We start from the raw sequence: 13,221 nt of genomic DNA, 5'->3' as shown, positions 1-13,221 counted from the left end.
GCCCGGAACATCCATCATTGTATGCCGGATTCGACCGTAAATCCTGGACGGTTTCGTTTCCTGTATCTGTTGTCGGATCGCTGGCCTTAGGACTCCCAAGAGGGAGAGGAAAAGATAAAAGAGTATCTCGAAGCAAAAAGGCCAAGGATGGCCTTTTTAACTACTGGGTGAAAAAAAATGATGAATGAGTTCGATATCCTGGAAAAACAGTTGGATAACTTCTCGGAGGATGACAGAAAAACGGCGTTTCTTGCTCTGATGGAGCGATTGAGGGCCGGTCATATTGCACCTCCTCTCCATCCCTTCCGAATGAATCTGCATTACCATAGCTTCTTTTCCTTCAATGCTCTGGGATATTCTCCGCTACATATAGTCTGGCGAGCCAAAAAGGAAGGCTTGGGCATGGCCGGAGGGGTGGATTTCGATGTGTTGGATGCGGTGGAGGAGTTGTTCTGGGGCGCCTTGGAAGCCGAATTACCGGTCGTTGCAGGAATGGAAACCCGCATCTTTCTTCCTGAGTTCCGTACGGAGGAATTGAGTTCTCCCCGGGAACCAGGGGTTGCCTACTATATGGGGAACGGCTTTACCCGGCTTCCCCAAGCAGGGACTGAAGCGTTCCGGACGCTTGCAATCCTTCGGGAAACGGCACAGGCCAGAAACCGTAAGGTGATCGACAGGATTAACGTTGTTGGTCCGGTTATGCTGGATTTCGACCGGGACGTCGTACCTCTGACTCCGGCGGGAAATGTAACGGAACGGCATATTATCCAGGCGCTGATTTTTCGGGTGGAATCTGTTTTCCCAAATTCCGATGATCGGATAGCCTACTGGTCGGGAAAACTGGCGATTTCTCATAAAGCGATCGAACAAGCTTTTAATAATCAGCCTGATCTGGCGGACTTGGTCCGGATGAAACTGCTGAAGCATGGGGGAATGGCGTATATTGAGGCAGGCGAAGGTGATTTTCCACGGATCGAAACGGTCAATGCCCTGATCGAAGAAATGGGGGCTATTCCTTCTTTTTCATGGTTGGACGGGACCAGCAACGGAGAAAAAGACCCGAACAAACTCCTTGAGTTTTGCCAGGATCATGGGGTGGAGTCGTTCTTTATGGTACCCGACCGGAACTGGAATGTGCCGGACGAGGAGGAGCGTCGTCAAAAGGTCGCCAATTTTCACCGGATGGTGGGAGTGGCGCGGGATCACCATATGCCCGTTTTTGTCGGGACGGAGATGAACAAGAACGGTCAAAAGTTCGTAGACGATTTAGATTCTCCCTATCTATGTTCACTGTCGCCGCATTTTTTTGAAAGTGCCTGGGTTCTCTGGGGACATAGCGTGCTTGAATTGTCTTCCCGAAGAGGGTACGGGAGCGATTGGGCGCGAAGACATTTCCGGTCCAGGTCAGAGAAAAACCGTTTTTACTCGGAGATCGGAAAGGGAACCCCTGCGAGTCGGGAATCAATCAACCGGCTTGGACAGTTGACTTCCGCACAAGTTTTAATGCGGGGACGGTGATCGGAAGTGATTCTGACCTTGACCCTGAACCCCTGCATTGACAAAACCCTGTTCGTCAATCAGCTGGCATCCGGTGACCGGATTGTGGTTCGGGAATATCGTGAAATAGCCGGTGGAAAAGGATCGAATGTGTGTCGAGTTCTGAAGGGTCTGGGAGGGGAAGTGGTAAATTTTTGTCTCCTGGCCGGCTATACCGGCGATCGGGTCAGCGAACTCTTACAAAATGAGGGGATTCAGGTCGTGCCATATTACATCCCTGGACTCACCCGGATGGTGACTACTGTGGTAGAAGCTGGCTGGCGGCAAACCAGCTTTTTTGAACCACCCCCCCTGCTTACAAATGATGCAGCATCTGATCTCATCGATATTTTTGTCCGGTATGCCGAAGAATCCGACATGGTGGTGGCTTGCGGTAGTCTGCCCAATTGTCGGGTGGATTTATATCAAAAGCTGTTTGAAGCGATCCCCGGGAAAAAAACAGTGATCGACGGCCGAGGAGAGCCTCTCATGCGGGCTTTGAAGGCTAAACCCTGGTTGGTAAAAATGAATATTGCGGAAGCCGAAGAAACCTGGAGGAGATCCCTGCAAGAATGGAAGGACCTTACAGCCTTTTTCCTGATGCTTCGGGAGGGGGGGGTGGAATGGAGCATTGTCACTTTTGGAGAGCGTGGTGTTCTCCTGAGTGGGAAACATGATTTATGGGCGGCCCTCCCTCCCCGCGTGGAAACGGTCAATCCCGTCGGGTCGGGCGATGCATTTCTGGCAGCCTTTCTCCATACCCAGGGAAAAACCGGCGATCCCCGAGAATGGCTTGCCTGGGGTGTGGCGGCAGGGGCGGCCAATGCCGCGGTTTGGGATGCCGCTCATGTCGATGTTGACCAGGTGGAACGCCTTCTTTCAAAAGTGAAAGTTTTTACACCGGTCATGGCGGATCTGGATGAACTCCTTGGTGGATAAGGATCAATGGGGCGTGAGGGAATTGGCCGGTCCGATTTTTACCAATGAATTTGCCAGCCCCGATGGTCAGTTTCGTGCTGAATGATGGCCTGCCAACCGACACAGTCGGCTTTTTGCTTCCGATGATGAATTCTCCATTACCGGGATTCCCCCGTTGTCCTGGATTCTATGGCTATGATAGCAAACTTGATTTTGCTGCAAAAACTCATTTCAGCAAGGCCCCGTTGCCATCAGCCCCGCCTCATCTGGCATTTTCTCGCACGCATCAATGACCACGTCCGGTTACAGTGATGCTGAAAAGGCCATCCTTGGCATATTTACTTCGAAAATGCGGTGATTTCGGCGGCTGATTTAGGCAACTCAGGCCCAGGCTTCCTTCGTTCTTTTGCAGCAAAATTACTTATTGCAGTGGAATCATTAATCCGTACTTGACAAAATACAACCGATATAGTTAGATAGTATATAGAACTAACTAAGTTGTCAACCCATGTCTATTATTTCCCGGTTCATCCAATGGAACTGTCCGGTCGGCAGGGCCGAAAGCGTCAAGAAGGAAGCGATGAAGGGGTTTCCCCCATCGCCGATTACCCATCACCGTTAACCGAGTACCATTCTTTTTAGAGAGGTGAAGCCAGGAGGCATCCGTTGACTTCACGCGAGAGAGTGCTTACGGCGCTGAGGGGCGGCCAGCCAGACTACATCCCCTGTTGCTTTATGCTGTTTTTCAATCTCTGGAGAACGGCCCGCACCCGGCGGGAATATGTCGAGAAACAGCTAACCTTGGGAATGGACGCTTATGTGCCGGCAGGCCTCCTCAAACATAGTCTTCACCCGCAAGCTCAGGTTCATGACTGGCAGGAACGGCGGGGTAATGAAACAATTTTTTCCCGCCGGATCGATACCCCTGCCGGACCGCTTTGTTCCCGCGTCGTTCAGAGAAACGGCTGGCCCACTTGTGAACATTTACCACTGTTTGACGATTGGCTAATCCCTCGCACAGAAGAGTTTTTGGTCAAACCAGAACAGGATTTGGAGAAAGCGCGTTATTTGTTTGGACCGTTTCGCAACGAACACATCGAGGCCTTACGATGTCAAGCCCAAGAATCAAACGAGATTGCCCGGGAGCATCAACTTTGCCAGATCGGTGGCTGGCAGGCCCTCGCGGAGCCGGGGACAACGGTTGATTATGGAGTTATGGGAGCCGACGCTCTGGCCTGGCTATCGGGCTATGTCCCGATCATGGAACTTTCTCTCACCCGTCCCGCTATTATTGGTGAATACCTTTCCATCATTCATGACTGGAACCTGAAGCAGATTGAACTCTACCTGGAAATGACCGCTGCCGATTGTATCTGGCGGCGCGGCTGGTATGAGACTTGCGAATTCTGGACACCGAAATCCTATGCCGCCCTGATCGCTCCGCTATTGCACAGAGAGGTTGAATTAGTTCACCAGGCTGGAAAACTGTTCGGATACATCATCACCAGTGCCTTTACCCCGATTCTCGATACCATTTTGGATTGTGGAGTCGATGTCTTGATCGGTCTTGACCCGGTAGAGGGAAAGGGCACCGAGCTTGCTACCGTGAAGCATCGTTTCCGGGAAAAAGGCCGGGCATTGTGGGGTGGCGTTAGTGGAGCGTTGACTGTGGAGCTGGGTACGGAAAAGGAAACGGAAGAGGCAGTTTTATATGCCTGTACAGTGTTAGGCAAAGGGGGTGGATTTATCCTTTCTCCGGTTGATAACATACGGGAAGATACCGAAAACGCCTGGAAAAACACCAAGGTTTTGATCAATACTTGGAAACAATGCCGTAGTCAATGAGAGATTTACTGAAAGGAGGATCGTATTTATGATTCAGCCGACCATAGGATTTATCGTATTTGGAGTGCATAAGGACGGCTTGCTGGATCCGATGGGGAAACTTTGGATAGATGAATCGGTGATATCCCGTTCCAAGGATGCCCTGCGTCGGCAGGGGATCAGGCTCGTGGAACACGATACGGTGATCGCCACCAAAGAAGAAGCTCGGATCGCTTTGAAGACCATGAAAGATAACGATGCGGTTGACGGTGTCATCCTTTTCTCCGGGACCTGGGTATGGGCGGCTCACTTGATCGGCGCAATTCGGGACTTCGCTTTAACCGGAAAAGGACTTTGTTTGTGGACTCACCCTGGTTCACAGGGTTGGCGTCCGGTGGGTGGACTGGTTATGCACGGGGCCCTTCGCGAGGTCGGAATACCGCACCGGTTCGTATACGGTGGAGCGGATGAGTCGGAGGAGGTCAACCGGGTTGTGAGTTATTGCCGGGCCGCGTACCTCAAAAATGCCTTGAATCTCTCGACCATAGGCACCTTCGGTGGCCGGGGCATGGGACAAACGGTGGGAACGGCCGATCCATCGCAATGGATGCGTCAGTTTGGAATCGACATCGATTCCCGGGATACGACAACCCTCATCCGGACCGCCGAAGCGGTTAGGCCTGAAGAACTGAAAGCGCTGGAGCCCCGCCTGCGGGAACTGTTTGGCTCCCTTCCCGAAAATAACACCGCCAACGAACGGTCACTGCGCCTATACCTGGCCATTAAAAAGATCATCAAAGAGGAAGGCTGGGATTTCTATACCATCCAATCCTTCCCCGGAATGGGCGATGATTACTGTGCCACCTCTTTCGCCCAATCCATGATGCTTGAAGACAGGCAGGCCACAGCCACCCTGGGTGATTTCAACACCGCCCTGACTGTTTACCTTCTCAACGCTTTGAGTGATGACCCGATTTATTACGGAGACCTTCAGCACATTGACAAGAGGAAAAAAGAGATCAAGATCATCGGCGACGGGGCGATCCCGCCGTCTCTGGCTGGAAAAGTCGGCCCGGCCGGGTTCTCCCAACATGGAGTGCCGACCGAAGGAGAAGCGGGTGGCCTGGCGGTTCAGCTGGTTTGTAAAGTCGGAGAGGGTGTTCTGGCCCGCCTAGGCCGTGAGAACGGCCGATTCCAGATGGTCATCTGCCCGGTAACCATCTTTGAGCCACCAGCCGAACAGGTGAAAAAGCGTCGTGAAGAATGTGGTATCCCTTTCTGGCCTCACGGGTTCGTCACCCCCCATGGAGATATGGAGAAACTCATTCAGGCCTGGACCAATGAGTATGCCTGTCTGGGTTACGGTACAGGCTTGGCTCCGGCCCTCGTCGATTTCTGCGAGTTAACCGGCATCGAAGCGATTGTCCCGTAATTTGCCCGATAAAGCGATGGTGTTTTTTGTCCTGAATCCACCGGAGCGGTCACCCCGGCCAAGATTTTTCGGATATAATACCCATCATGTGTGGACGCTTTGCTTTAGTGGTGAGCAAACGTGAGGTGGAAAAGCTCTTTGGTTTGAAAATGTCTGAAGAGTTGACGCCCCGTTACAACATTAGTCCCGGTCAGATCGCTCCGGTTGTTGTCAGTGAAGGAGCCGGGGGGAGTAAACGGATACGTTTTATGCGCTGGGGACTGGTGCCATCCTGGGCTAAGGATCCGTCTGTTGGGAACCGTCTGATCAATGCCCGTTGCGAAACCGTTCGGGAGAAAGCGGCTTTTCGCTCAAGTTTTCTCCGAAGACGGGCGTTGGTCCCGATCAGCGGGTTTTATGAATGGAAGCGGGAAGGAAAAGTCAAGCAGCCATACTACAGCATCCTGAAAAATTCCCGCCTTTTTTCCCTGGCCGGTCTCTGGGAATATTGGGAAAGAAACGAAGGGGCTCTTGAGACGTTCACAATACTGACCACGACTCCAAACAACCTGCTGAGATCCATCCACGACCGTATGCCGGTGATCGTATCACCATCAGACATCGATTCCTGGCTGTGGAACGGGGCCGACCAGGAAACCTACGCGAGATTGTGTAGTCCGTTTCCGGAGGGGGAGATGGAGACCTATCCGGTGTCAAGGCTGGTCAATCGCCCGGAAAACGATGGCAAGGAACTCATTATCAGACAATAGGAGCAATGAGGCCGGGGTTATTTGCTCCGGTTGGTTCCGGACCATTTTTCAAGATTCTCCTGGTTCTTTTCGAAAACAACCACATGGCCTTTTGTTAAACCACAATAAATCCGGCGATTGAATATTCGCGATGAACATTCTTCAAATTCACCATACAGGCCATTGCCTCCCTTTTAGAATTTGACAGGGGAGGCAATGGGGAATACTATTTTGGTACTGATTGGAAATTACCTCTTTACTCATAGCTTGGTTTCAGAGAATACGCGCTTTGCGACTGAACCTCCAAACCCAGTGGCTTTTTATGCCGTGCCCGAAGCATTTATTGAAATGATCGGGGTTGAAGTCGACCTGTCCGATATTACCAGTGAAGCCGAATAGACAGCCGGAGCAGATGAAGGCCTGTCCCAGGAAGGGTTGAACAAATACATCGGATAGTATCGCTTAACCTCTCTGGTTACGTAACTTGTGCGAGGAAGGCGAGTAGTTGGAAAAGAGAAAGGAAGGAGGTGCCGGAATGACCGGAAACCCAGGAGGGCGTTGGCCGCCGACGCCGGAAGGAGATCAGACAGCATGGAGGGATATCTGGCAGAAGATAGTGGGGCAGAGGGGAGGTGAGGGAATGCGGAAGCTGCTCAAAATGAGGCAAGTGGTGGGAGTGGTAATCGGAATTGTGCTGGCAATCTGGCTGGCAAGTGGGATATATACTGTTGGCCCTGGCGCATTAGGGGTGGTGAGGCAATTTGGGAGATTTATATCCCAAACCGGCCCTGGGTTGAACTATCGCCTGCCCTGGCCCATCCAGGCGCACGATGTGGTCAATGTGGCCGGGATAAGACGGGCTGAGATCGGCTTCATGACCGTGGAAGAGCAGCCGGGTAGGCCGGAAAGACACGTGCGAGTGCCAGATGAAGCGATAATGCTCACTGGGGACAAGAACATAGCCGATGTTCAGGTTTTGGTGCTTTATCAGGTGGTCGACGCCGAAAAATTTCTCTTCCGTGCTGAATCCCCTGAGCGGGCTCTGGAAGTAAACGCTGAGGTCGCCCTTAGAAGCGCTATCGGAGAGATGACCATTGATCATGCGATGACTGTGGGTCGACCTGAGGTCGAAACTGAGACCTGGGAGTTTCTACAGTTTCTGTTGGATAGTCATTTGACTGGACTGCACGTGGTGGGAGTGGAATTGCAGGTAGTAGATCCCCCCGATGAAGTCCGGGAAGCCTTCTATAATGTGGTGCGGGCCAAGGCGGACAGAGAAAGGCTTATCCGGGAAGCTGAAGGATATGCTCGTGATGTAGTCCCCCGAGCCAGGGGAGAGGCGGCGGCGATGGTACACGCGGCCACCGCCTTCCGAGACGAAAGGATAGCGCTGGCTGAAGGTGAGGCGGCGCGGTTTGGCAAGATTCTTGAAGAGTACCGGAAGGCGCCGGCAGTGACCCGCCAAAGGTTGTTCTTGGAGACGATAGAGCGTGTTCTGGCTGAAACCGAGAATTTCATTATCGATCCCGCGGTCGGCGGCAACCTGATGCCCTTTCTGCCCCTGGGGGATCTGATCGAGCTGGAGGAACCAGCGGAGGGTGAAGAATGAAAAAAGCAGTGATAGTTATCGTGCTGGTTCTGGTGGCCCTGATAGTACTCTCTCAGGCGGTATTCACCATTGATGAGAGAAAACAGGCGATTATCCTTGCACTTGGCGAGTATGTAAGGACGATCAAGGAGCCGGGGTTGAACTTCAAAATCCCATTCATTCAATCGGTGATCCGTATGGAACGAAGGGTGCTGGAGGCCGATGCCCCTGCGACGGAGTTTATTACTTTGGACAAAGAAAGGCTGATGGTAGATAGTTACACGCGCTGGAGAATTGTAGATCCTCATCTATTCTATAAAGCGGTAAGAGATGAGCATGGTGCCAGGCTCAGGTTAAATAGCATTGCTATCTCCAGATTGCGGGAAGAGCTTGCCGCACACAACCTTTGGGACATCATTCGTCTCGAGAGAAAGCCGATTATGGACACCGTCAGCCGCCATACGGACAGAATTACCCGCCGTGACTTTGGTATAGAAGTAATAGATGTTCGCATGAAAAGGGTTGATCTTCCCGAAGGGGTACAGGAAGCTGTTTTTGCCCGGATGAGAGCGGAACGGGAAAGGATGGCCATGGAGTCTCGGGCTGAAGGGGCGCAAGAGGCTAAAAAAATCACGGCCGACGCCGACAGGGAGGTAGTGGTTTTGCTGGCTCAAGCGGAGAAAGAAAGCAGGATACTGAGGGGAGATGGAGATGCCAAAGCTGTCGCAATATATGCCGCAGCCTTTGAGCAGGCCCCTGAGTTCTTTGGCTTTGTGAGGAGCCTGGAGGCATACGAGGAGTTCCTAGGAGGGGAAACTACGCTGGTGCTGAGAGCCGACTCCGAACTCTTCAGATTTCTGCAGAGTCCGCGACCCGTGGACTGAGCGCGGTAACTGGTCATGGCAAAGCCCGACTATTACGCCACCCTTCAGGTCCATACCGAGGCGGATAGAGAAGTGATCGGCGCGGCTTACCGTAGACTGGCAGCGAAATACCATCCAGATGTGAACACCTCACCGGATGCGGCCGATCAGATGAAGCGGCTCAACGAGGCCTATGAGGTACTCTCTGATCCGGTCAGGAGGGCGGCCTATGATCGCTCCAGAGGGATGACGTTCGGGGGAGGGTTGGGATCCGGCGGGTTATGGCGCCGACTTGTGGTGCCTGTCGGTTTAGTGCTGTTCATCGTAGTGGCCGCCAAGCTGGGGATCAGAGCGGCATTGCTGATGCTGGTCCTGGCCATGATCATATGGGTGGCGGTAAAACTGTGGAAATAGGTATCTCTGCCCTTTTTTATTCTGAAATCACCACCGGGGCAAGGCGACAGAGACTGATCCTGATCGCCTTGCCCCGGAACGGTCAGGAACGGTTACGAGCCTGTTGGATTGCCGTACCTACCGCAGCGGCGATAGCGGCCTTTTTTTGATCCTGATTGAAGATTTTTTCCAGTTTTTGCTGCAAAGCCCTCTCTTCGACAATAATCCGTTCTATTTCCGGGACGAGGCCCTTCTGTTCGGTAATGAAATGAGTGGTCAGTTTCCCGGCCAGGAAATCCGGCCTGGTCAAAACCGCTTTGTGGAAGGGAATATTGGTTTTCGGACCGATGATGATGTACTCATAAAGCGCTCGCTGCATCCGGTTGATGGCTTCTTCCCGGTTCCTTCCCCAGACGACCAACTTGGAAATCATCGGGTCGTAATAGGTGGGGATGCGATACGAGGTAAAGACGCCGGAGTCCACCCGGACACCGATTCCACCCGGTGAACGATACCCCCGGAGCTTTTCCGGTGAGGGAGCGAAGAGATTGAGCGGATCTTCGGCGTTGATCCGACATTCGATAGCGTGACCCCGGAAGACAACCTGGGTCTGGCTGAAAGACAGGGGGTTTCCGGCGGCGATGAGAATTTGTTCCCGAACGATGTCCACACCGGTGATCATTTCAGTGATCGGATGCTCCACTTGGATACGGGTGTTCATTTCCATGAAATACAGATCGCCCTGCGAATAAATAAACTCCAGAGTTCCGGCGTTGGTGTACCCGATGGTTTTTGCCGCCTCAGTAACGATACCCCCGACTTTGTTGCGGAGCTCATCGGTCATGATTGGCGATGGCGCCTCTTCGAGCAGTTTCTGATGTCTTCTCTGGATCGTACATTCCCTTTCGCCCAGGTGAACAACGTTGCCGAAACCATCGGCGAGAATTTGAAACTCGATGTGTCGGGGTTCAGTGACATATTTCTCGATGAACACCGAAGGGTCGCCAAAAGCCGACCCGGCGGTCGCCTTGGCCTGTTCGACGGCGGACAAAAGTTCATACGGACCGGCGGCGATTTTCATACCGATTCCGCCACCACCGGCGGCGGCTTTGATGATAACCGGGTAACCGATTGTCTCTGCGATCGCGAGCGCTTCTTCATTGTCCCGGATTTCGCCGTCGCTCCCTGGGACTACCGGAACACCGGCTTTTTTCATCGTTGTGCGGGCCACGATTTTATTGCCCATCAATTCGATTATCCGGCTGGAGGGTCCGATAAAGGTGATTCCTTCTTTTTCACAGGCAAAGGCGAAGTTCGGATTTTCAGCCAAAAATCCGTAGCCGGGATGTATGGCTTCTGCTTGAGCCTCTCGGGCGATCTGGATGATTTTTTTGATGTTTAGATAGCTCTCTCTTGGATGGTTCCCTCCCAGCGGATGGGCTTCATCGGCATAGCGGGTATGCAGCGCGTTGGCGTCCACATCGGAGTGGATCGCGACGGATTTGATTCCCAGTTCACGGAGGGCCCGCATGATCCGGACCGCGATTTCCGAACGATTGGCGACTAGAACCTTATTAAACATCAGGCGTTCCTCACTCGATGACCATCAGGACATCGCCGGAGTCGACGATCTCGGTGGCGAAGGTATACACTTCTTTGACGATACCTTCGGTAACGGCATGGATTTCATTTTGCATCTTCATTGCCTCCAGAACAACCAGCGTTTCGCCAACCTGCACCGGGTCGCCGATATTTTTCTTCAGGGAAACGACCATACCCTGCATGGGCGAAATCACCGCTCCTTGGGGAATGTCTTTGCGCTTGCGGGGAGACTCCGGCACCGCTTCCTTGGCTTCCCGGCCATCGATGGCCGGACGGATTTTAACCCTAAATTCCTCATCGTCTACCGTAATGATGAACTCATCGGATACCAGTGAAGTTGTCGCAGGCACAGCGGATGGTTTCATTTCGCACACCAGCTCTTCGGCGACCGCTTCGCCACGCAGGAGCTTGGCGGCAATCTGTGGATAAAGGGCATACATCATCAGGTCTTCCTCAGAGTTGATGGGGACCTTTTGCTCCTCGGCTTCTTTCTGGATTTTTTCCAGTTCGGGTTCCAAAATATCGGCTGGCCGGACATCGATCGGCTTACGGTCTCCGATGACTTTTTTCAGAATTTCCGGATTGATCGGAGCGGAGGGCTTACCGTATAGTCCAAGGCAGTAGTTTTTCACTTCTTCGGTAACCTTTTTATAGCGTTCACCCTGGAGGACATTGAGTACCGCCTGGATGCCCACAATCTGGCTGGTCGGGGTGACCAGCGGGGGATACCCTAAATCTGCGCGGACCCGGGGTACTTCTTTCAAGACGTCGTTATACCGGCCCAGAGCTTTTTGCTCTTTGAGCTGGGAATACAGGTTGGAAATCATACCACCGGGGACTTGGTGGATCAAGACGCTGACGTCCGACCGTTCGGCGACCGGACTACACAATGAGACGTATTTTTCCTTGATCTTAAGAAAATAGTAGCCTATGTCCAGCAATTGTTCCAGGTTAATACCCGTGTCATAGGGCGTATTCTGGAGTCCGGCCACCATGGCCTCGAGCGGTGGCTGGGACGTCCCACCGGCAAACGGCGAGAAAGCGCAATCGATAATGTCTACCCCGGCCTGGCAGGCGGCATAATAGCTCAGCATCCCCATCCCGCTCGTCGAATGGGTGTGGAGGTCGACGGGGAGGTTGACGTTTTTTTTCAGGGCGGTGACCAGTTCAAAGGCAACCTTGGGTGAAATGATCCCTGACATGTCTTTGATGCAAATCACGTCGGAACCCAACCGCTTGAGCTGAACCGCCAGCTCGACGAAATTCTCTATGGTATGGACGGGACTCGTGGTATAGGATATTCCCCCCTGTACCACGGCGCCGGCGTCTTTGGCCATACGGATAGCCAGTTCCATATTCCGGATATCGTTGAGAGCGTCGAACACCCGGATAATATCGATGCCGTTTTTCACACACAAGGGGACAAACCGTTTCACGATATCGTCGCTATAGTGACGGTATCCTAAGAGGTTCTGGCCTCGCAGAAGCATCTGTAGTTTGGTTTTTTTGACGCCGGCACGGATTTTCCGAAGGCGTTCCCAAGGGTCTTCAGCCAGAAATCGGATGGAGGAGTCGAAAGTCGCCCCGCCCCAAACTTCCAGTGAATAGAAACCGACCTCGTCCAATTTATTGAGGATCGGAAGCATGTCTTCGGTTCGCATCCGGGTGGCGATCAGGGATTGGTGGGCATCCCGCAATGTGGTGTCGATGATTTTAACCATGAACATTATCCTCCCAGAGCAGATTTACGCCGATTCAGGGCTCTCGTATTGAGGTGTAACACAAGGCGCGGCTTGAATAGCCCAAGAAACAACGAATTAGACGAATTATACTGAAATCTCCCCTGTTTCGCAAGGAATGGGAAGATAGGCTGTCAAGACTCTATGAAAATGCCCCCCTTCTACCCTTTTTACTTCGTATTTACATAGGGAATCCCGAGTTCTGGCGAACCTCGCCGAATTCGATATAATAGTCGGTAATTGGAAAAACCCAGGGAAGCGAGGAGAAAGGAGAGAACCATGGCTGGTATGAACGTTTTATTGAGTTTTCAACAGATTTCACGGCCTTTTTTGGACTGGGTGTTCACGACCGCATCTTTTCTTCCTTTCTTTTTATACCAATTTCCTGCTCAAAGAAGCATGGCAATTTCCACGCCCGGAACATCCATCATTGTATGCCTGGTTCGACCGTAAATCCTGGACGGTCTCGTTTCCTGTATCTGTTGTCGGATCGCTGGCCTTAGGACTCCTAAGAGGGAGAGGAAAAGATAAAAGAGTATCTACTGGGTGAAAAAAAAAAATGATGAATGAGTTCGATATCCTGGAAAAACAGTTGGAT

General features: G+C 52.4%; 12 protein-coding genes. 10 read left to right on the top strand and 2 right to left on the bottom strand.

The features are described 5' to 3' along the window. From VLH40_00580 to VLH40_00535, 10 genes are all read left to right on the top strand, one after another. The coding region (locus tag VLH40_00580; protein ID HSV30505.1) for a hypothetical protein at nt 1-188 on the top strand (188 nt) is incomplete at its 5' end. Continuing rightward, nucleotides 178-1,518, top strand: a complete 1,341-nt coding sequence (locus tag VLH40_00575; GenBank protein HSV30504.1) for a hypothetical protein — start codon at nt 178-180, stop codon at nt 1,516-1,518. The genes VLH40_00580 and VLH40_00575, both read left to right, overlap by 11 nt. A 6-nt stretch (nt 1,519-1,524) precedes the next feature. Continuing rightward, nucleotides 1,525-2,475, top strand: a complete 951-nt coding sequence (locus tag VLH40_00570; protein HSV30503.1) for a 1-phosphofructokinase family hexose kinase — start codon at nt 1,525-1,527, stop codon at nt 2,473-2,475. A 645-nt stretch (nt 2,476-3,120) separates the two neighbouring features. Further along, nucleotides 3,121-4,299 carry a hypothetical protein gene (locus tag VLH40_00565; protein ID HSV30502.1) on the top strand — a complete coding sequence of 393 codons (1,179 nt, stop codon included), beginning with the start codon at nt 3,121-3,123 and terminating at the stop codon, nt 4,297-4,299. 28 nt (nt 4,300-4,327) lie between these two features. Next, nucleotides 4,328-5,710 carry a hypothetical protein gene (locus VLH40_00560; GenBank protein ID HSV30501.1) on the top strand — a complete coding sequence of 461 codons (1,383 nt, stop codon included), beginning with the start codon at nt 4,328-4,330 and terminating at the stop codon, nt 5,708-5,710. Nucleotides 5,711-5,796: 86 nt separating this feature from the next. Further along, nucleotides 5,797-6,459, top strand: coding sequence for an SOS response-associated peptidase (locus VLH40_00555; GenBank protein HSV30500.1), 663 nt, complete (start codon nt 5,797-5,799; stop codon nt 6,457-6,459). 195 nt (nt 6,460-6,654) lie between these two features. After that, nucleotides 6,655-6,837, top strand: a complete 183-nt coding sequence (locus VLH40_00550) for a hypothetical protein (protein HSV30499.1) — start codon at nt 6,655-6,657, stop codon at nt 6,835-6,837. 241 nt (nt 6,838-7,078) lie between these two features. Beyond that, nucleotides 7,079-8,047: an FtsH protease activity modulator HflK gene (hflK, locus tag VLH40_00545; GenBank protein HSV30498.1), complete on the top strand. Its 969-nt coding sequence runs from the start codon at nt 7,079-7,081 to the stop codon at nt 8,045-8,047. Beyond that, nucleotides 8,044-8,910: a protease modulator HflC gene (gene hflC / locus VLH40_00540; protein HSV30497.1), complete on the top strand. Its 867-nt coding sequence runs from the start codon at nt 8,044-8,046 to the stop codon at nt 8,908-8,910. Before hflK ends, hflC begins: the two co-directional genes overlap by 4 nt. Before the next feature lie 15 nt (nt 8,911-8,925). Continuing rightward, nucleotides 8,926-9,303: a DnaJ domain-containing protein gene (locus VLH40_00535; GenBank protein HSV30496.1), complete on the top strand. Its 378-nt coding sequence runs from the start codon at nt 8,926-8,928 to the stop codon at nt 9,301-9,303. Between the two features lie 82 nt (nt 9,304-9,385). Here the strand turns inward: VLH40_00535 and VLH40_00530 are convergent, their stop codons facing one another. Both VLH40_00530 and oadA read right to left on the bottom strand, forming a co-directional pair. Further along, complete coding sequence (locus VLH40_00530) at nt 9,386-10,864, bottom strand: acetyl-CoA carboxylase biotin carboxylase subunit (protein HSV30495.1); 1,479 nt, start codon at nt 10,862-10,864, stop codon at nt 9,386-9,388. Between the two features lie 10 nt (nt 10,865-10,874). After that, the gene (gene oadA, locus VLH40_00525; protein ID HSV30494.1) at nt 10,875-12,605 is read right to left on the bottom strand and encodes a sodium-extruding oxaloacetate decarboxylase subunit alpha; all 1,731 of its coding nucleotides are present in this window, start codon (nt 12,603-12,605) and stop codon (nt 10,875-10,877) included. Between the last annotated feature and the right edge of the window lie 616 nt (nt 12,606-13,221).

This window comes from Atribacteraceae bacterium (assembly GCA_035477455.1).
GTDB lineage: Bacteria > Atribacterota > Atribacteria > Atribacterales > Atribacteraceae > DATIKP01.
The sequence above is the reverse complement of the archived record's forward strand: the minus strand, read 5'-3'. Positions and strand labels throughout refer to the sequence as shown.